Source organism: Rhodococcus sp. CH91 (assembly GCF_022554085.1).
GTDB lineage: Bacteria > Actinomycetota > Actinomycetes > Mycobacteriales > Mycobacteriaceae > Rhodococcus.
On the sequence record NZ_JAKFYR010000015.1, the window covers coordinates 36,633 to 55,501 of the forward strand.

The 18,869-nt window shown below is 67.2% G+C and carries 17 protein-coding genes; 10 read left to right on the forward strand and 7 right to left on the reverse strand.

Translation table 11 applies throughout. The features are described from left to right. Positions 1 to 121 precede the first annotated feature (121 nt). The 3 genes from MOM01_RS21345 to MOM01_RS21355 form a co-directional block, all read right to left on the reverse strand. On the reverse strand, positions 122 to 439 hold the full coding sequence (locus MOM01_RS21345; protein WP_241387452.1) for an NIPSNAP family protein: 318 nt from the start codon (positions 437 to 439) through the stop codon (positions 122 to 124). 106 nt (positions 440 to 545) lie between these two features. Continuing rightward, positions 546 to 2,069, reverse strand: coding sequence for an MDR family MFS transporter (locus MOM01_RS21350; RefSeq protein ID WP_241387453.1), 1,524 nt, complete (start codon positions 2,067 to 2,069; stop codon positions 546 to 548). A gap of 229 nt (positions 2,070 to 2,298) precedes the next feature. Further along, on the reverse strand, positions 2,299 to 3,870 hold the full coding sequence (locus tag MOM01_RS21355) for a bifunctional NAD(P)/FAD-dependent oxidoreductase/class I SAM-dependent methyltransferase (RefSeq protein ID WP_241387454.1): 1,572 nt from the start codon (positions 3,868 to 3,870) through the stop codon (positions 2,299 to 2,301). A gap of 196 nt (positions 3,871 to 4,066) precedes the next feature. Between MOM01_RS21355 and MOM01_RS21360 the strand changes: the two genes are divergently transcribed. Together MOM01_RS21360 and MOM01_RS21365 are read left to right on the forward strand one after the other, a co-directional pair. Beyond that, positions 4,067 to 4,825, forward strand: a complete 759-nt coding sequence (locus tag MOM01_RS21360) for an HAD-IIA family hydrolase (protein WP_241387486.1) — start codon at positions 4,067 to 4,069, stop codon at positions 4,823 to 4,825. Between the two features lie 43 nt (positions 4,826 to 4,868). After that, entirely contained in the window at positions 4,869 to 5,375 is a 507-nt protein-coding gene (locus MOM01_RS21365; RefSeq protein WP_241387455.1) for a TerB family tellurite resistance protein, read from the forward strand. Positions 5,376 to 5,465: 90 nt separating this feature from the next. Here the strand turns inward: MOM01_RS21365 and MOM01_RS21370 are convergent, their stop codons facing one another. The 4 genes from MOM01_RS21370 to MOM01_RS21385 are packed head-to-tail and all read right to left on the reverse strand — an operon-like array spanning position 5,466 to position 7,736. Further along, positions 5,466 to 6,233 carry an ABC transporter permease gene (locus MOM01_RS21370; RefSeq protein ID WP_241387456.1) on the reverse strand — a complete coding sequence of 256 codons (768 nt, stop codon included), beginning with the start codon at positions 6,231 to 6,233 and terminating at the stop codon, positions 5,466 to 5,468. Continuing rightward, entirely contained in the window at positions 6,230 to 7,045 is an 816-nt protein-coding gene (locus MOM01_RS21375) for an ABC transporter ATP-binding protein (RefSeq protein WP_241387457.1), read from the reverse strand. The genes MOM01_RS21370 and MOM01_RS21375 overlap by 4 nt, the downstream gene beginning before the upstream one ends. After that, entirely contained in the window at positions 7,042 to 7,410 is a 369-nt protein-coding gene (locus MOM01_RS21380; RefSeq protein WP_241387458.1) for a DUF1048 domain-containing protein, read from the reverse strand. The genes MOM01_RS21375 and MOM01_RS21380 overlap by 4 nt, the downstream gene beginning before the upstream one ends. Then, entirely contained in the window at positions 7,407 to 7,736 is a 330-nt protein-coding gene (locus tag MOM01_RS21385) for a PadR family transcriptional regulator (RefSeq protein ID WP_241387459.1), read from the reverse strand. The genes MOM01_RS21380 and MOM01_RS21385 overlap by 4 nt, the downstream gene beginning before the upstream one ends. 336 nt (positions 7,737 to 8,072) lie before the next feature. On the opposite strand from MOM01_RS21385, the gene kdpF reads away from it, so the two are divergent. The 8 genes from kdpF (at position 8,073) to MOM01_RS21425 (ending at position 18,819) form a co-directional block, all read left to right on the forward strand. Then, complete coding sequence (gene kdpF / locus MOM01_RS21390) at positions 8,073 to 8,171, forward strand: K(+)-transporting ATPase subunit F (RefSeq protein WP_241387460.1); 99 nt, start codon at positions 8,073 to 8,075, stop codon at positions 8,169 to 8,171. 7 nt (positions 8,172 to 8,178) lie between these two features. After that, positions 8,179 to 9,879, forward strand: coding sequence for a potassium-transporting ATPase subunit KdpA (gene kdpA / locus MOM01_RS21395; protein WP_241387461.1), 1,701 nt, complete (start codon positions 8,179 to 8,181; stop codon positions 9,877 to 9,879). After that, complete coding sequence (gene kdpB / locus MOM01_RS21400) at positions 9,876 to 11,972, forward strand: potassium-transporting ATPase subunit KdpB (RefSeq protein WP_374112352.1); 2,097 nt, start codon at positions 9,876 to 9,878, stop codon at positions 11,970 to 11,972. Before kdpA ends, kdpB begins: the two co-directional genes overlap by 4 nt. 5 nt (positions 11,973 to 11,977) lie before the next feature. Further along, on the forward strand, positions 11,978 to 12,637 hold the full coding sequence (locus MOM01_RS21405) for a potassium-transporting ATPase subunit C (protein WP_241387462.1): 660 nt from the start codon (positions 11,978 to 11,980) through the stop codon (positions 12,635 to 12,637). Then, positions 12,630 to 15,185, forward strand: a complete 2,556-nt coding sequence (locus tag MOM01_RS21410; protein ID WP_241387463.1) for a sensor histidine kinase — start codon at positions 12,630 to 12,632, stop codon at positions 15,183 to 15,185. Before MOM01_RS21405 ends, MOM01_RS21410 begins: the two co-directional genes overlap by 8 nt. A gap of 278 nt (positions 15,186 to 15,463) precedes the next feature. Further along, the gene (locus tag MOM01_RS21415; protein ID WP_241387464.1) at positions 15,464 to 15,796 is read left to right on the forward strand and encodes a hypothetical protein; all 333 of its coding nucleotides are present in this window, start codon (positions 15,464 to 15,466) and stop codon (positions 15,794 to 15,796) included. A 402-nt stretch (positions 15,797 to 16,198) separates the two neighbouring features. Beyond that, a complete protein-coding gene (locus tag MOM01_RS21420; protein WP_241387488.1) occupies positions 16,199 to 17,779 on the forward strand; it encodes an FAD-dependent oxidoreductase in 1,581 nt (526 codons plus the stop codon). Beyond that, entirely contained in the window at positions 17,776 to 18,819 is a 1,044-nt protein-coding gene (locus MOM01_RS21425; protein ID WP_241387465.1) for a DUF5914 domain-containing protein, read from the forward strand. Before MOM01_RS21420 ends, MOM01_RS21425 begins: the two co-directional genes overlap by 4 nt. Positions 18,820 to 18,869 lie beyond the last annotated feature (50 nt).

Here is an 18,869-nt window from a genome sequence, read left to right on the forward strand (position 1 = left end):
GGGCTTCTCCCGCGCACATGGACCGTCCGATCGACTTCAGGACGACGTGTCGGCGATCGCTTCGGCAACGCTGGGGTACAACGGGATCGGGTCGGTGTAACTCGTCTTCCTGCACAGACATTCAAGGGAGTCTGCCCTCGAGGATCGGCCGCATGAAGGTGCGCTCGTAGCGGAGTACACAACCACTCCGATCACGGATTGCGTCGGCGGCTTCGAACTCCTCGTCGGAACCGAACAACGCCCGGTACCGCTCGTATTCGGCCAGGGACTCGAACGAGAAGAGAGCCAAGGCCCGATCGCTCGCGCCCTCACCGGGGAGGAAGTACCCGTGGTGGATACCGCCGTGTTTCTCGACGAGAGCGATCCATGCCCGAGCGAACCGCTCGAACTCGTCCGTGTGCGCAGGGTCGATCGTGTACTCCACAACGCAGGTGATCATGACGCGAGAGTAGCCCTGGGACGGGTATTCGACCGGAGGACGGAGGATTCGGCTGGAGGTCCGGCCTGGGTCGGTGTGCCGACGGGTTGCTCCGCGAGTACGGTTCTCAGATGCCGGCAACGGTGGGCGCGGCATCGGCATCCCGGTCACGAGCGCGATGCCGGGGCAGGAACAGGGCCGGGACGATGATCACCGCGGTGAGCGCGAAGGTGACCCAGAACGCGTAGCCGAACGAGTCGGCCAGCAGTGGACCCACTACGCGCACGGCGTCGGGCGGAAGGGAGCTGATCTGGTCGGTGCCACTGCCGGCGGAGGCGATCTCGCGATCGGCGAGTTGCCGCGCGAAGTGCTGCGTCAGGACGGTCACCACCACCGCGCTGCCCAGCGACGCGCCCACCTGCTGGATCGCCGACAACGTCGGCGCGGCGCGCGTCACGGAATCCTTGGGAAGGTTCATGTAGGCCGCGGCCATGGTCGGCATCATCACCGCTCCCAGGCCCATGCCCCGCACGAACAGTGCCACGCTCAGCCACACGTACGACGTGTCGACGCCGACGTGCGTGAACGGCAGAGTGCCGAGCAGTGCCAGCACGACACCCACCGGCACGACATAGCCGGCGCCGATCCGGTCGGTGAGCCGGCCCCCGATGACGATCGCGGTGATCGCACCGAGCCCTTGCGGAGCGAGCAGAAGACCGGCCACGAGCGCCCCCTCCCCCCGCGCGGTCTGGTAGTACAGCGGCAGCAGCAGCATGCCGCCGAACATGCCGAGAGCGACGAGGAAGACCGCTACCGATCCGCTGGCGAAGAGTCTGTCGGTGAGCAGCCGGACGTCGATGATCGATTCCGACCCCCAGCGCAGGCTGTGCCAGGTGTAGAGGGCCAGCCCCACGATTCCGGCCAGGAGCCATCCGAGCACGGTCCAGTGGGTGAATCCGCCGTGGGAGCTGGCGCGGGACAGACCGTAGAGCAGGCAGACGAGGCTTCCGGAGAGCAGGATCAGACCCAGCAGGTCGAGGCGGCGCCGTTCGGGCAACGCGTCACCGTGCGGCAGTTTCCACACCGCGAGCGAGACCGCGAGGATGCCGACGGGGACGTTGACGATGAAGATCCAGTGCCAGCTGGTGTACTCGACGAGCAGGCCGCCGAGCACCGGACCGAACACCGGCCCCAGCAGCATGGGCACTCCGAGAATCGCCATTGCACGCCCGAGACGTTGGGGACCGGCAGCTTTGGTGATGATCGCCTGACCGCCGGGAAGGAGCATCCCTCCACCGAGTCCCTGGACGACGCGGAAGAGGATCAGGCTTTCGATGGACCAGGAGGCAGCGCAGAGGGCGGAGCCGAGAGCGAACAGGCTCACCGCGGTGATCCAGATCGGTTTCTGCCCGAAGCGGTCCATGGCCCAACCGCTGATGGGGATGACGATCGCCACCGCGAGCAGATAACCGGTGACCACCCACTGTGTCGTCGACAGTGATGCGGACAGGTCCGTACTCAGCGAGTCCAGGGCGACGTTCACGATGGTGGTGTCGAGAACGACCATGATCATGCCTGCCACGACCACGAGTCCGGTGACGATGACGTTGCGGTCGAGCTTGTCCGACGCGTGGTCGGTGGAAGGTCCCATCGTCTCGCTCCAGTCGTTCGGAAATGGGGCGGTGCGGTTCCCGAGATCGTCGCGAACATGCTGTCGCGGGCTGGTTCCGAGGACGGCGGGGCGCTGACCTCACCGTGCATCCGATGATACGGAGTCGGGACCGTCCGGCGGTCGGGGAATTCCCGTGACGAGTCGAGCAGGAATCTCACCGGCACCCCGCCGCCGAACGGTCGCAGCCTCGCGTCGTCGCCGTTCGAACTCAGCCGAGTCGCCGCGCTCGCAGCACCGAGTCGCGGACCGTGACCTCCTCGCCGGAGTGCGGGTCGGCCGCGGTGCGAGGCCGGACGGCGCAGACTTCGATCTCCCATTCACCGTCCTCCAGGGCCGGAATCAACGACTCGGGGGTGAAGAGGAACGACCGGTGTCCGTGGCGGAGGCCGGTCGCCATGTCGTCGGGGTGATGTCCCACGACGAGCAGGACGCCACCCGGGGCGACGGCGGAGGCGAGCCGCCGGGTCACGTCGACCATGCCGCCGTCGGGAAGGTGCACGAATTGCGACGAGACCAGGTCCCATCGTTCCCCGCCGGGTTCCCAGCTGCGGACATCTGCCCGGCGGGTGGTGACCCGATCACCGACGCCGGCTTCGGTGGCATGCGCGGTGGTCTTCTCCAGGGCGGCGACGGCAAAATCGAGGGCCGTCACCGACCAGCCCCTGCGGGCCAGCCAGATCGCGTCGGCGCCCTCACCACAACCCACGTCGAGGGCGCGTCCGGGCGTGAGGGAGGAGGCTTCGGCCTCGAGCTGGGGATTGACGCGTCCGCTCCAGATGCGCTCGCCGGAGTAGCGCTCCTCCCAGGCGGGCTGTTCGAACATCTCGGCCCGTCGCTCGGCGACAGCGCGGTCGGCGTCCTCTGCTGCCAGGTCGGCGTTGACGAAGGCTGCGACCCGGTTGCCGTGGGCGGCCGAACCGATCAGCGTCATGCTGATGTCGGTGACGTTACCGGCCGCGTAGACGCCGGGTACGGAGGTCGTACCTACGGGGTCGATCGCGATGACCGATCCGATTGCTGCACCGCCCATGTCGACGGTCTGCGGTGACAGCCCGAGGGATGTGAGGAAATCGAGACGTACCTGCGGCCGGGAGGCCACCACGATCGCTTCGCGTTCGAGCAGTGAACCGTCGGCCAGCCGCAATCCGACGAGACGGTCGCCCTCGGTGACGACTTCGCGCGGAGTGCCGTATTCGAGCCGCACGCCGATCGCCGCCATGCGTTCCACATCGGCGGGTGGCAGCTCGACCCCGTCGGCGACGACGATGACGACGTCGTCGCTGAGTTGACGGAAGAGCAGCCCCTGATGTCCTGCGACGGGACCGGTCGCCAGAACCGCGATCGTCCGGTCGCGCACCTCCCACCCGTGACAGTACGGACAGTGCAGTACATCGCGTCCCCAGCGTTCGGTGAGGCCCGGCACCTCGGGCAGTTCGTCCACTACTCCCGCGGTGATCAGCACCCGGCGGGCGGTGACCTCACGTCCGCTTCCGGTGGTCGCGACGAAACCGTGGTCGGTTCGCGTCACGGCCGTCACGCGATCGTGTGTCACCTCCACTCCGTACGCCTCCACCTCGGCTCGACCGTCGGCCAGCAGGTCGAGTGGAGGCACGCCTTCGCGGCCGAGGTAATTGTGGGCGTGACCGGCGGGGGCATTGCGGGGTTCGCCGGCGTCGACCACCAGTACCCGACGACGGGACCGCCCCAGGGTCATCGCGCCGCTCAGGCCGGCAGCGCCGCCGCCGACGACCACCACGTCGAAGCTATCGTTCTCAGTCATAGTCCCAGGATGCGGAGCTCTCCCGGAAACGGCAAACCCTCTTGCCTGATCGGCAATATCTTCCGCCCGAAGGTCGTTCGTGCTCGGCGCCGACTGCTCGCCGCGTCGAGGAGATCCGGTCCGTGTCCCGAGGGTTCGGTGCCACACTCGAACAGTGAACGACGAACCCGTTTCCGCACCGGTGTGGAACTACCTCATGGACATGGACGGCGTTCTGGTGCACGAAGACCATCTGATTCCCGGTGCCGACGCCTTCCTGACCGAGTTGCGCGAGAACGACACCCCGTTCATGGTCCTCACCAACAATTCCATCCGGACTCCCCGCGACCTACGGGCCCGGTTGCTGCGCACCGGGCTCGACGTTCCGGAGAAGGCGATCTGGACCTCGGCGCTGGCAACGGCGACGTTCCTGGCCAATCAGCGGCCCCGGGGCAGCGCCTACGTGGTGGGTGAATCGGGGCTGACCACGGCGTTGCACGATATCGGTTACGTGTTGACCGACAGCGATCCGGACTACGTCGTGCTGGGGGAAACCCGCACGTACTCGTTCGAGGCGATCACCACGGCGATCCGCCTCGTCGAGCGGGGCGCCCGTTTCATCGCGACCAACCCGGATCCGACCGGTCCGTCGAGGGAGGGCTCACTGCCCGCCACCGGTGCCGTCGCGGCCCTGATCACCCGGGCGACGGGCCGTGAGCCGTATTTCGTGGGCAAGCCCAATGCGCTGATGATGCGATCGGCTCTGCGCGCGATCGACGCGCACTCCGCGCACACGTTGATGATCGGCGACCGCATGGACACCGACATCGTCTGCGGCCTCGAAGCGGGATTGCAGACCCTGGTGGTCCTGACCGGGATCTCCACCCGCGAATCCGTCGAGAAATTCCCCTACCGCCCCACCCGGATCATCGAGTCGATCGCGGACCTGGTGGGACGAACCACGAATCCACTCTGACAGCATCCCCGGACTCGCCCTCGGAAGGACGCACCGTCCTCGCATGGCAGAGTGGGGAGCGCACCACATCCGACAATCGACCCGAGAGGCGACGATGGCATTCTGGGACCAGCTCAAGGCCAAGACCACCGAGCTGAGCGCGCAGCTCAAGACCAAGTCCGATCAGTTCCGCAACAAGGAGTTCGCCAATGCCAGCATGGCGATGTGCGCACTGATCGCCGCGGCCGACGGACGCATCGATCCCAGCGAACGACAGAAGACCGCTGCCCTCATCATGAGCAACGACACCCTCGCGGTGTTCCCCCCGGACGAGTTGCGCGAGAAGTTCGACTGGTACTGCAGCAAGCTCGAATCCGACTTCGACTTCGGCAAGGTCGAGGCCACCGCCACGATCGCGAAGCTCAAAGCCAAACAGGATCAGGCTCGCGCGGTGATCCAGATCGGCATCATCATCGGCGGCGCCGACGGGTTCTTCGACGACGACGAGAAGGCTGTCGTTCGCAGTGCCGCCCACGCCGTCGGTATCAACCCCGCGGAGTTCGACCTCTGATCCGACGCACACACCCGAGAACCCTCGACCCGGAGTCCCCGATCGAGGGTTCTCGCGCGCGTCGTGCACGCCGGACCCGCGGAATGCGTCCTAGCGGATCCTGAGGCGGTAGACGGCCGTCGCCGCGAGGTAGGAGAGAACCAGGATTCCGGCACACCAGGCGAGCGCGACCCAGATGGCACCACCCACCGGTTGCCCGGTGAAGATGTTCCGGAGCGTATCGACGATGGCGGTGACCGGCTGGTTCTCGGCGAACCACCGCACCGGTCCGGGCATCGTGCCGGTCGGCACGAAGGCGGAACTGACGAACGGCAGGAAGATCAGCGGGTAGGCGAAAGCGCCTGCGCCGTCGACAGTTTTCGCGGTGAGGCCGGCGACGACAGCGACCCAGGTCAGCGCCAGGACGAACAGGATCAGGATGCCCGCGACCGCGAGCCAGCCCAGCACGCTCACACCGGTGCGGAAACCCATGAGCAGTGCGACGCCGATGACGACCAGCAGGGACACCAGGTTGGCGACCAGCGACGTCAGGACATGGGCCCACAGGGCGCCGGACCGGGCGATCGGCATGGACTGGAATCGCTGGAAGATCCCGCTCTGCATGTCCATGAACAACCGGTACGAGGTGTAGGAGACCCCCGACGCGATCGTGATGAGCAGGATGCCGGGCAGCATGTAGTTCGGATACGACGTGGTTCCGGTATCGATCGCCCCGCCGAAGACGTAGACGAATATCAACATGAGAGCCACCGGGGTCACTGCCGTGGTGATGATGGTGTCCGGGCTGCGCAGGATGTGCCGCAGGGAACGCCCGGTGAGAGCTGCGGTGTCCTTGTAAAAGTAGGTGTAGGTGGTCATCGTCCCTCCCCACTGTCGGTTCGGACCTCGTCGTTCGTGTCGGCGCCGGCGCTTTCGCCGTTGCCGCCGACAATGGCGAGGAAGATCTCCTCGAGGGTGGGGCGCTTCTCGACATATTCCACGTTCGTGGGCGGCAGCAGGGCTTCGAGTTCGGCGAGAGTGCCGTTCGCGATGATCCGGCCCCGATGGAGAACCGCGATCCGGTCGGCCAGACGCTCCGCCTCCTCCAGATACTGGGTCGTGAGCAGCACCGTCGCGCCGCGGTCGGTGAGCTCTTCGATCGTGTGCCACACCTCGAGGCGTGCTTGCGGATCGAGTCCGGTGGTCGGTTCGTCGAGGAAGACGACCGGTGGATTCCCGATCAGACCCATCGCGATGTCGAGGCGACGGCGCATGCCGCCGGAATAGTCGGACGCCTTCCGGCCGCCCGCAGCGGTGAGCGAGAAGCGGTCGAGCAACTCGTCCGCAACCCGGCCCGGATCTCCGAGGTGACGGAGTTTCGCGATGAGCACGAGATTCTCCCGGCCGCTGAGCATGTCGTCGACGGCCGCGAACTGGCCGGTGAGACTGATCGATTCCCGCACACGCTCCGGTTCGGTGGCGATGTCGAAGCCGTTGATCGTGGCTGTGCCGGCGTCCACCGCGAGCAGTGTCGACAACGCCTTCACGACGGTCGTCTTGCCCGCGCCGTTCGAGCCGAGCAGGGCGAAGATGCTCCCCCGAGCGACGTCGAAGTCGACGCCTCGCAGCACCGGCAGATCCTTGTACGACTTCTCCAGACCGCGCACCCGAATGATCGCTCCGGCGGTCATCGCTGTTCTCGTTCCGCGTTCTCGATGGCTTCGGTGAGGCGGGCGCGCTCCTTGTCGATCCAGTGCTTGCCGGTATACGCCCGGACGAAGGTCTCCGCGAAGTCGACCGGGTCGTCGCCGACGATCTCGCGCACCGGCGTGCCGTCCAGCGCGGCTCGCTCCCAGAGATCTGCGAGATCTCCCACCATCGTGACGAGAGTCGCGCCGTCCGTGAGGCCGCTGGAGTAGTTGAGATATCTCAGCACGGCCTTCGCCGCCGTATCGTACGGTTCGGGAAGACTGTCGATACGGGCGGAATGCCGTTTGTACTGCTTCTTCTGCTCGAACGACCCGGCGATACTTTCGATCCAGTTGGCCACGGTCACTTCCCTCCTCGGCGGAGCTGTTCGATGTGTTCTGCGAGGAAGCTCCATGTCCTCCAGAACTCGTCGAGTTGTTCTCGACCTTTCGCGTTGATGGAGAACACTTTCCGCGGTGGCCCCTTCTCCGACGGCACCTTCTCCACATCTACGTAACCGCGTTGTTCGACACGAACGAGCAGTGCGTAGACGGTGCCCTCGGCGAGATCGGCGAAGCCCCGTTCCCGCAGGAGGGCGGTGATCTCGTAGCCGTAAGCGGATCGTTCGGCCAGAAGCGCCAGGACGATGCCTTCGAGCGTGCCCTTGAGCATCTCCGTCATCGAATTCGCCATTGCCACCTTCGGTCTACTCGGTGTTGCTGACTACCGGTACAAAGTAACACTGAGTACCGGTACTGAGCAATGCCGAGTAGCACTCGGGATCCTCCGGTTTCCACCCGGCCGTAATGAAGGCGTCAGGATCTCGGCGGGGAGCGTCAAGATTTCGCATGGATCCGCCCGAACCGCTCCCCACGGTGCCAGGGTCGACACGGGCGCCGACCGGGGCCTGTTCGTGTCTACGGCAAGGGAAGACGAGATGGCTGACACCGCGTATGTGGTGCTGATCCTGGCGGGTTTTTCGCTGTGCGCACTGGCACTGCGCGCTCTGCATGTTCGTGGGGAGAACCGATGACGTGGGCGGGGGCAGCAAGCGCCGGGCTCGTCGCACTCGCGGCGGCCCTGGTCGTGTACCTGCTGGTCGCGCTACTCGATCCGGAGAGGTTCTGACGGCCCGATGAATCCTGCTGTTGCTGCAGGACTGCAGATCACTCTGGTCGTCGCAGTTCTGGCATTGACATATATTCCGCTCGGCGACTACATGGCGAGGGTCTACACGACCGATACCGAACGGCGAGCGAAGGACTCACGTATCGAATCGGTGATGTACCGGCTGTGCCGGATCGATCCCCACGCCGAGCAGACGTGGTACGGATACGCCGCGAGCGTGCTCGGTTTCTCGCTCGCGAGTGCACTCTTCCTCTACGCGCTGCAACGATTGCAGGGTGTTCTGCCGCTCGATCACGACCTGGGGGCGGCGAGTCCGGCAGTAGCGTTCAACACCGCGATCTCCTTCGTCACCAACACGAACTGGCAGTCCTACGTCCCCGAGACGACGATGAGCCCGTTGACCCAGTCCGCCGGGCTCGCGGTACAGAACTTCGTGTCCGCCGCAGTCGGAATGGCCGTCGCCGTGGCACTGATTCGCGGCCTGACGCGCGTCGGAGGTGGTGGTGAGATCGGCAACTTCTGGGTGGACCTGACCCGCGGTACTCTACGGATCCTGCTGCCCCTGGCGTTCGTCATCGCACTGATCCTGTTGTCCCAGGGAGTGATCCAGTCGTATCGCAGCGGTTTCACCGCCACCGGCCTGGACGGGAATCCGGTCACCACAGCGCTGGCGCCGGTCGCCTCACAGGAGGCAATCAAGGAACTGGGTACCAACGGCGGCGGCGTACTCGCTGCCAACTCCGCACATCCGTTCGAGAACCCGACTCCCGTCAGCAACATCGTGGAGATCCTTGCCATCCTGCTGATCCCGGTCGCGCTGACCCGCACGTTCGGCACCATGATCGGTAACCGCCGGCAGGGCCTGACCGTCCTCGCGGTGATGGCGGTGCTGTACGCCCTCGTGCTGACGGTCACGACCGCCGCCGAAGCCGGTACCCGCGGTGCCGCCGCGGAGGCTGCCGGCGCGATGATGGAGGGCAAGGAAGTCCGCTTCGGAATTCCCGGCTCGGTACTGTTCGCGGTGTCGACCACCGGCACGAGTACCGGCGCGGTGAACTCCGCCCACGACAGCATGTCGCCACTGGGCGGCGGTGCCGTGCTGCTGAACATGCTCCTCGGGGAGATCGCCCCCGGCGGAGTCGGGACGGGCCTGTACAGCATTCTCGTCCTGGCGATCGTCGCCGTCTTCATCGGTGGCCTGCTCGTCGGTCGCACTCCGGAATTCCTCGGGAAGAAACTCCGCCGCCGGGAGATCACACTGGCCGCACTCACGGTGCTGGTGATGCCCGCCCTGGTACTCGCCGGTACCGGCATCTCGGTGATCCTCGCGTCGACGACCGGATATCTCGGCAACTCGGGTGATACGGGCACGCCGGGGGCGATCCACGGCTTCACCGAGGTGCTCTACGCCTATGCCTCGGCCTCGAACAACAACGGCAGCGCCTTCGGGGGCCTGACCGTGACGAGCGATTGGTTCCAGTCCTCCCTCGGCATCTGCATGGTGCTGGGACGGTTCCTGCCGATCGTCTTCGTCCTCGCCCTGGCCGGCTCGTTCGCCGCACAGCGGCGCGCCCCTGCCGGCGCCGGAACTCTTCCCACTACGGGCGCGGCATTCGCCGGCCTGCTCACCGGCACGATCGTCCTCGTCGCCGCTCTGACATTCTTCCCCGCCCTCGCTCTGGGCCCGATCGCAGAGGCACTGCAGTGACCGTAGATGTTCACCCGTCGCGGGAGGCCGCTCCCGTCCAGCCACCACGCGTGGACGGTGGCCTGTTCACCCCGCGCCAATTGCTGTCCTCGTTACCGGGGGCGGTCCGCAAACTCGACCCCCGGCATGTGGCACGGAATCCGGTGGTCTTCGTCGTCCTGGTCGGATCCGTGGTCGCCACCCTGGCGGCGGTGGCCGAACCGAGCGTGTTCGCCTGGTCGATCGCGGCCTGGTTGTGGTTCACCGTGCTGTTCGCCAATCTCGCCGAGTCGGTGGCGGAAGGGCGCGGCAAGGCGCAGGCCGCGAGTCTGCGAAAAGTCAAGCAGGGCACCACAGCACGCCGGATGTCCGGACGCACCACCGAGGAGACCGTCCCGGCCACCGAGCTGCATGTGGGGGATCTCGTCGTGGTGGAGGCCGGACAGACGATCCCCGGTGACGGCGACGTGGTCTACGGCATCGCCACGGTCGACGAGTCGGCGATCACCGGTGAATCCGCGCCGGTGATCCGCGAGTCGGGTGGAGATCGCTGCGCGGTCACCGGCGGCACCACGGTGCTCTCCGACCGGATCGTCGTGCGGATCACCGCAGCGCCCGGACAGACGTTCGTCGATCGGATGATTGCTCTCGTCGAGGGCGCCGCCCGGCAGAAGACCCCCAACGAGATCGCCCTGAACATCCTGCTCGCGGCATTGACCGTCGTGTTCCTGCTCGCGGTGGTCGCGATCGGGCCGATGAGTGCGTATGCCGGGGTCGAGCAGGGTCCGATCGAGCTGATCGCTCTGCTGGTATGCCTGATCCCCACCACGATCGGAGCACTACTGTCCGCGATCGGCATCGCCGGCATGGACCGGCTCGTGCAGCGCAACGTCCTGGCGATGTCCGGCCGTGCGGTGGAGGCCGCCGGAGACATCGACACCCTTCTTCTGGACAAAACCGGCACCATCACCTACGGCAACCGTCGTGCCACCGCCTTGCACCCTGCCCCGGGCGTCACGGACGCCGAGATGGCTTCCGCGGTACGTCTGTCCAGCCTGGCCGACGGAACTCCGGAGGGACGCAGCATCATCGAGTTGTGCGCCGATCGGTACCACCTCGAACCGCGCCCGTCGGCCGCCGAGCGCGGTGCCGAATTCGTGGCCTTCGCCGCCCGAACGCGGATGAGCGGACTCGATATCGCCGGCGCCGAGGGCACTACCGTCCGCATCCGCAAGGGTGCCGCCGACGCCGTACTCCGCTGGGTGGACGAGCAGGGCGGATCGGCGCCCGACGAGGTCGGCGTCGTCGTCGACACGATCGCCCGCGACGGCGGAACTCCGCTGGTGGTGGCCCGGGTCGACGATCGGGGCGCCGCGGTGCTCGGTGTCGTCGAGCTGTCCGATGTCGTCAAACCCGGTATGGCGCAGCGGTTCGCCCAGCTTCGGTCGATGGGCATCCGCACGGTGATGGTGACCGGGGACAACCCGCTCACCGCCAAGGCCATCGCCGCCGAGGCCGGGGTCGACGACTACCTCGCCGAAGCAACACCCGAGGACAAGCTGGCACTGATCCGCTCGGAACAACAGGGCGGCCGGCTCGTCGCGATGACCGGCGACGGCACCAACGATGCGCCGGCTCTCGCGCAGGCCGATGTGGGTGTGGCCATGAATACCGGTACTTCCGCGGCCAAGGAAGCCGGGAACATGGTCGATCTCGACTCCGATCCGACCAAGTTGATCGAGATCGTGGAGATCGGCAAACAGTTGCTCATCACTCGCGGGGCGCTGACCACGTTCTCCCTGGCCAACGATCTGGCCAAGTACTTCGCGATCCTGCCCGCGCTGTTCAGCGGGATCTATCCGCAACTCGCGTGGTTGAACATCATGGGACTGGCGACGCCGCAATCCGCGATCCTGTCGGCGGTCGTATTCAACGCTCTGGTGATCGTGGCGTTGATCCCGCTGGCATTGAAGGGCGTGCGGTACCGGCCGGCGAGCGCCTCGTCGCTACTCGGCCGCAATCTGCTCGTCTACGGTCTCGGCGGGGTGATCACCCCGTTCGTGGGCATCTGGCTGATCGACCTCGTGGTACGTCTCGTTCCGGGAATAGGGTGATCGTGATGGGATTCGGAAGCTTCTTCGCAGGTGTGATGCGGCAGACCCGAGCAGGCCTGCTGATGCTGGGCGCTCTGACCGTGATCGTCGGTGTGGCATATCCGGCGGCGGTATGGGCGATCGGCCGGCTGGATCGGGCAAGCGCCGAGGGATCACCGCTGACGGATGCGAACGGTTGCGTCGTCGGCAGTCGGTTGATCGGCGTGGACCCCCAGGTCTCCCCCGGCGAACCCGATCCGTTCTTCCACCCTCGGGTCGTGGGGTCCGTCGTCGACGGCGACGCCTTCACCCCAGGGGATCCCGCCGCCGCACTGCCGTCCAACCAGGGGCCGAGCAGCGAGATCCTCGCCGGTTTCGTCGAGGCCCGGCGCGCGGCGATCGCGGTCCGCGAGAACGTCGACCCCGGCGCGGTGCCGGTCGATGCGGTCACCGGGTCCGGATCCGGTATCGACCCGCACATCTCCCCCGCCTACGCTGCTGTGCAGGTGCCGCGGGTTGCGCGAGTCGCCGGCCTCCCGGAGGAACGCATCCGTGAGCTGGTCGCCGCACACACCGACGGCCGGCAGCTGGGATTCCTCGGCGCCGAACGAGTCAACGTCCCCGAGCTGAACGTGGCGCTGGGACTGACCGCGCCCGACTGCCAGGAGGTCTCATCGGATGGGTGATGCCATCGTGACCGGTACAGCACGCTCGGAGACGGCTGCGCCGCCTCACCGGGGGCGGTTGCGGATCTACCTCGGAGCCACGCCCGGCGCAGGCAAGACGTTCGCGATGCTCGGTGAGGCACAGCGACGCAAGGCCCGGGGAACCGACGTGGTGGTGGCGACGGTGGACACCCACGGCCGGGCGCACACCACCGAGCAGCTCGTCGGTCTCGAGATCGTTCCGCCCCGGCGCGTGATCCATCGCGGCGCGGAACTCGAAGAACTCGACCTCGACGCCGTTCTCGCCCGCCGCCCCGCCGTCGCCCTCGTCGACGAGCTCGCCCACACCAATGCGCCGGGAAGCAGGCATCCCAAGCGATGGCAGGACGTCGAGGAACTGCTCGACGCGGGGATCGACGTCCTGTCCACGGTGAACATCCAGCACCTCGAATCTCTCAACGACGTCGTCGAGCAGATCACCGGTGTGGTCCAACGCGAGACGGTGCCCGACGACGTCGTGCGCCGGGCCGAGCAGGTGGAGCTGGTCGACATCACCCCGCAGGCTCTGCAGCGGCGCCTGGCGCACGGCAACGTGTACGCCCCGGAGAAGGTGGATGCGGCCCTTCGGAACTACTTTCGCGAAGGCAATCTGACCGCGCTCCGGGAGATCGCGTTGCTCTGGCTCGCGGACCAGGTGGACCTGGCGCTCATCAAGTACCGCGGGGAGCATGCCATCACCGACACCTGGGAGGCGCGCGAGAGGGTCGTCGTGGCCGTCACCGGCGGGCCCGAATCCGAGACACTCGTTCGGCGGGCGAGCCGGATCGCCGCCAAGGCCAGCGCCGAACTGATGGTCGTGCACGTCGTCCGCGGCGACGGCCTCGCCGGCGTCTCGGCACCTCAGATGGGCAAGGTCCGGATTCTCGCGACGAGTCTGGGGGCGAGCCTGCACAGTGTCGTCGGCGACGACGTTCCCACCACGCTGCTCGATTTCGCGCGGGAGGTGAACGCCACCCAACTCGTGATCGGCACGTCCCGGCGTCCGCGGTGGGCCCGGATCTTCGACGAGGGTATCGGTGCGGCGGTCGTCCGCGACTCCGGCAAGATCGACGTGCACATGGTCACCCACGAGCACACGACGGGAGCACCTCGCATCGCGCTGCTGGGACGCCACGACCGCCGGGTGCAATCCTGGATCGCGGCCGTGGTGATCCCGGTGGTCGCCAGTGCTCTCATGGCCGGAGTCGACCGACTCGTCGGGGTGGCGGGGCAGAGTGCGCTGTTCTTCGTCGTCATCCTGGCCGTCGCACTCTTCGGCGGGATCGGGCCGGCCGTCGTGGCCGCACTGTTGTCGGGTCTGCTGCTCAACTTCCTCTTCACGGAACCGCGTTACAGCTTCACCATCGCCGAGCCGGACAACTTCGTCACCACGGTGGTGCTGCTCGTCGTCGCCGTGGCCGTCGCCGCACTGGTCGATGTGGCCGCCGCGCGAGCCCGCGACGCTCGGCTCGCCTCCCAGGAAGCCGAACTGCTCGCCCTGTTCGCGGGCGCGGTCCTGCGGGGTGCGGATCTGCCCGTACTGCTCGAGAAGGTGCGGGAGACCTATGCACAGACCGGAGCGAGTTTCATTCGTACGGAAGGCGATCCACCGCAAGTGCTGGGCACGGCCGGGTCGGCGCCGCCGACCTCGGCGGACACCGCCGACACCGTCTGCCACGTCGACGACAGCGTCTACACCCTCCTGCTCGCCGGCCCACAGCTCCGCGCTCGCGACCGGCGGATCCTGACCGCTGTAGCCGGGCAGGCCGCAGGCCTCGTCCGCCAGCGGGAACTCGCCGACGAGGCCGCGCGGGCCACGGCACTGACCGAAACCGACCGCTTGCGGAGACTGCTGCTGTCGGCGGTGAGCCACGACCTGCGCACGCCGCTGGCGGGAGTCAAGGCGGCGGTGTCCAGTCTGCGCAGCACCGATGTCGACTTCTCCCCCGAGGACACGGCCGAACTGCTGGCGACCATCGAGGAATCCACCGACCAACTCACCGCGCTGGTGTCGAACCTGCTCGATTCCTCCCGGCTCGCGGCCGGGGTGGTCACACCCGTTCTCCAGCCGGTCCTCCTGGAGGAGGTACTCCACCGGGCCCTGCTCACGCTGTCGAGCGGTGGGGTGGACACCGCCAGGCTGATCCGTGAACGGATCGACGTGGACGTCGAGGACACCGTGATCCACGCGGACGGCGGACTGCTCGAGCGGGTCCTGGCCAATGTGCTCGACAACGCTCTGCGCTACGCCCCCGAAGGACCGATCCGCGTCCGTGCCGAGACAATCGACGACCGCGCGGTGATCACCGTCGCCGACTGCGGTCCCGGACTGCACAGCGCCGGAGCCGAGGCATTTTCCGCATTTCCCAGGTCGGGTGACCAGCGTGCCGTCGGCGGTGCGGGACTCGGGCTCAGTGTCGCGCGAGGCTTCGTCGACGCGATGGGCGGAACCCTCGTTGCGACCGAGACCCCCGGAGGGGGTACGACCATGGTCGTCGACCTCGCCGCCCCGGTCAGGGCGCACACCTGACCCCACCGGATGGGCCATGCCCGCCCGCCGAGAGTGCGGATGCACCCCCTGCAATCCGACTCGACCCTTCGAGACGCGATGAACATAAGTACTGTTATGCAATTCGGGACCGAACCGGTAAAGTCACGATCACCACCGCAAAATCCCCCTGCGCGGTGGTCGAGACCCCGCCGGCGTGCCCCTGCATCCCGACGGGGTTTCTTCTTTCGATCTCGATCGGACATGGGATGTGGGATGTGGCCGGCGCAGCCACCAGACGCACACCGCATTATGTGCCAGTGGTCGGACCGCCCGGCTCGTCGGCGATCATGACCGTTCCCGGCGGCGAGAAGGCATACACCTCCAAAGCCGGGCCCACGTGGCGCAACGAGGTGCGTGCCTGCGTCGCACTGCGGCTCGGGCTCACACGTCCCGCCCGTCTCGCCCCGCCTGCCGCAGCTCGCAGAACCGCCGCGAAGGCCGGCGCAGGGGCAGAACTACGCGAATATCCCATCGACCACTTCGACGTCACCAGCGGATACTGGCAACAGCAGGTATCGGCCGACCAGATCGCCTTTCTTCGCAGGGTTCTCACCCCCACTCGACCTTCCCGTTCCGTTCCGGACTCGTAGGCGACGTGGCTGGTGCCGCCCTCACTCCCGAGGTGCCGATACCGTGGACCAGCCACAGCCGACCACTCCGCACGCTCGATACTGCACCGACGGTCGAGCCGACTCGGCCGGCCCCCTCCCTCAGTTTCTGGGCGGTTCGAGCGTGCTCGGCTCGATGTCGTGATTGGCTGAGTACACAGGAGCGTGCTCGATTCGAGGCAGCGGAGATCCTTCGCCCTGGACGGAGTGTCAGATGGATTCCTGGCAGTGCCCATTCGTCGTGTCGGCTCGCTCGATCACGCACACTCCTTCAGCGCGGTCGGGGGTCCGGCGTCTACCGGCAGCCGGCTCGTGCGGTCCGAGTTTCCCCACCGGCGGCAGGCCGCGCACCGCATCGACACCTTCCACGACGACCGGATCACGATGACGCACCGCGAACACGCCGATCCGCGATGCGTCCGGCACAACGCACCACCGGGCCTCCCCGATGCCGCGCTGCTTCCTACGCGCCCGCACGCAGTCGTCGTCGGTGCAGGTATCGCCGGACTCGCGGCCGCCACCGGCCTGGCCGAGCGCGGCGTGAACGTGGACGTCGTCGAACGCGAAGGCCATCTCGGAGGGCGCGCCGGGGGCTGGATCGATCACCTCGCCGACGGCACCCCGGTCGCGATGAACCGTGGATTCCACGCCTTCTTCCGGCAGTACTACAACTTGCGGGAATTGTTGCGCCGCACCGACCCCGAACTCCGCTTCCTGACACCGCTCGACGACTACCCCCTGGTCGATGCGTACGGGAGACGAGACAGCTTCCGCGGGTTGCCCCGCACACCGCCGTGGAACGCGCTCGCCTTCGTCTTGCGCAGCCCCACCTTCGGCGTGCGTGATCTGCTGCGCATCGATCGCCGCGCTGCGGCCCCACTCGCGGCGGTGTCGGTTCCCGATATCTATCATCGACTCGACCAGGTCGACGCCGAGACGTTTCTGGAGCGGATCAATTTTCCTGCGGCGGCCCGGCACCTGGCATTCGAGGTGTTCTCGCGCAGCTTCTTCATCGAACCGGCGCACATGTCCGCAGCGGAGCTGGCGACGATGTTCCATATCTATTTCCTCGGCTCGAGCGAGGGATTGCTCTTCGATGTGAGCGACACCAATTTCGACGGACTGTGGTTACCCCTGCGCGAATACTTGACGTCCGGGCGCGGCCGGCCCCGCACCGGCACTGTGCGCTTTCATACCGGTGTCGATATCGCCACCATCGATACCACCACCGGCGCCCCGTTCCGGCTCTTCGACACCACCGGCGCCGGAGTGGACGCCGACGCTGTGGTTCTGGCCACCGACGTCCACACGCTCGGCCGTATCGTAAGTGCCTCACCTACTCTCGGCGACCCCGCGTGGCGACGCCGGATCGGCCGCCTGGATACCGCACCCGCATTCCTGGTACAGCGACTGTGGCTCGACCGGCCCGTCCGCGAGGATCGTCCGGCGTTCGTGGGCACCGGGAGTCTGCGTCCGCTCGACAACATCAGCGTCGTCGACCGCTACGAGCGTCAGGCCCGCGAATGGGCGCATTGCCACGGGGGCTCGGTCGTCGAACTGCACGCATACGCTCTGCCCGCGTCGGCGACCGTCGACCCGGGCCGGGCCGAACTGCGGCAGCAGATGCTGGCACGACTGCACTCCCTGTATCCCGAAACGGCGGACGCCCGCATCCTCGGCGAACGACTGCTGTACCGGCGCGACTGTCCTCGGCTCGGTCCCGGGGACTTCGCCGAGCGGCCCACCGTGGCCACTCCGCACCGCGGATTGGTGCTGGCAGGCGACGGAATTCGCATCGATCTGCCGGTGGCACTGATGGAACGCGCCGCCACCACAGGCTGGTCGGCGGCCAATCATCTGCTCGCCCGATGGGGCTTGAGCGGCCACGACCTGTACACCGTACCCATCCGGGGCCGGTCGACGCTGCTCCGGCGACTGGCCATTCGAGAAAGCCGCATGCCATGAGCATTCTGGAACCACTGTATCGGCGATGGCCTTCCAGCTGGCCGCTGCAACCGATACCGCCGACCGACTGGGCCACGCAGCAGCCCACCTACCAGGCTGCCGATCCTCGCTTGATCTCGGAGGTTCTCGATCGAGCGCAGCAACGACCGTCGGGCAACTGGTACGTATTCGCCGCCAGCGGTGCCGTCCGCACCGACCGCCCCCTGGCCGCCACCGTGGCAGGCGTCGAACTCGTTGCCTGGCGCGACTCACGGCAACGACTTCATGTGGGCCCCGGTTCCTGCCCCCATCTCGGCGCCCCTCTGGCCTCGGCGGTCCTCGATTGCGACACCTTGGTGTGCCGGTGGCACGGACTTCGCCTGGGTCCGCAGGCCGGACACGGTTGGGCCCCGTTTCCCGGTCACGACGACGGCGTCCTGGCATGGGTCCGCCTCGATCACCTCGGCGGCGAACCCCCGCTGCACGCACCGGTCGTCCCGAGACGACCGCCGCCCCGTACCCACCTGGCGGCGGTGGTGACCCTCACCGGAATCTGCGAACCGGCCGACATCATCGCCAACCGACTCGACCCCTGGCACGGTGCGTGGTTCCACCCCTATTCCTTCACCCGCCTCGACGTCCTCGACGCACCTGCCCGGCACCGCACCGGTGACGACGACGACCGATTCGTCGTCGCGGTGACCTTCCGCCTCGGCGGTCGGCTCGGTGTCCCGGTGACAGCCGAGTTCACCAGTCCCGAACCCCGCACCGTCGTGATGCGGATCGTCGAGGGTGAAGGCGTCGACAGTGTCGTCGAGACCCACGCCACCCCGCTTGGCCCCGGGATGGATGGCCGTCCGCGCACCCGCGTCACCGAGGCCGTGATCGCCGACTCTCCTCGATCCGCGTTCGCGCTCGCACGCCGTGCCCGCCGCGCCCTCTCGCCGGCGATTCGTGGCGCGGCCACCCGATTGTGGCGTGACGACCTGGCTTACGCCGAACGGCGTTACCGGCAACGCACTCCGGCCGAGAACGGCGTCGGTGGCCGATCGTCGACCTGAACGTCGACCGCCCACCGGGCGCATCGGGTAGCGCGTGCGCTACCTCGGAT

What these genes read in the sequence shown, in the direction of transcription:
- MOM01_RS21385 (WP_241387459.1), bottom strand. Translation starts at nt 7,736, where the DNA reads ATGGCGAATTCGATGACGGAGATGCTCAAGGGCACGCTCGAAGGCATC.
- kdpA (WP_241387461.1), top strand. Translation starts at nt 8,179, where the DNA reads ATGAATCCTGCTGTTGCTGCAGGACTGCAGATCACTCTGGTCGTCGCA.
- MOM01_RS21355 (WP_241387454.1), bottom strand. Translation starts at nt 3,870, where the DNA reads ATGACTGAGAACGATAGCTTCGACGTGGTGGTCGTCGGCGGCGGCGCT.
- MOM01_RS21365 (WP_241387455.1), top strand. Translation starts at nt 4,869, where the DNA reads ATGGCAGAGTGGGGAGCGCACCACATCCGACAATCGACCCGAGAGGCG.
- MOM01_RS21420 (WP_241387488.1), top strand. Translation starts at nt 16,199, where the DNA reads ATGACGCACCGCGAACACGCCGATCCGCGATGCGTCCGGCACAACGCA.
- MOM01_RS21410 (WP_241387463.1), top strand. Translation starts at nt 12,630, where the DNA reads ATGGGTGATGCCATCGTGACCGGTACAGCACGCTCGGAGACGGCTGCG.
- MOM01_RS21350 (WP_241387453.1), bottom strand. Translation starts at nt 2,069, where the DNA reads ATGGGACCTTCCACCGACCACGCGTCGGACAAGCTCGACCGCAACGTC.
- MOM01_RS21405 (WP_241387462.1), top strand. Translation starts at nt 11,978, where the DNA reads ATGGGATTCGGAAGCTTCTTCGCAGGTGTGATGCGGCAGACCCGAGCA.
- MOM01_RS21425 (WP_241387465.1), top strand. Translation starts at nt 17,776, where the DNA reads ATGAGCATTCTGGAACCACTGTATCGGCGATGGCCTTCCAGCTGGCCG.
- kdpF (WP_241387460.1), top strand. Translation starts at nt 8,073, where the DNA reads ATGACGTGGGCGGGGGCAGCAAGCGCCGGGCTCGTCGCACTCGCGGCG.
- MOM01_RS21370 (WP_241387456.1), bottom strand. Translation starts at nt 6,233, where the DNA reads ATGACCACCTACACCTACTTTTACAAGGACACCGCAGCTCTCACCGGG.
- MOM01_RS21360 (WP_241387486.1), top strand. Translation starts at nt 4,067, where the DNA reads ATGGACATGGACGGCGTTCTGGTGCACGAAGACCATCTGATTCCCGGT.
- MOM01_RS21375 (WP_241387457.1), bottom strand. Translation starts at nt 7,045, where the DNA reads ATGACCGCCGGAGCGATCATTCGGGTGCGCGGTCTGGAGAAGTCGTAC.
- MOM01_RS21345 (WP_241387452.1), bottom strand. Translation starts at nt 439, where the DNA reads ATGATCACCTGCGTTGTGGAGTACACGATCGACCCTGCGCACACGGAC.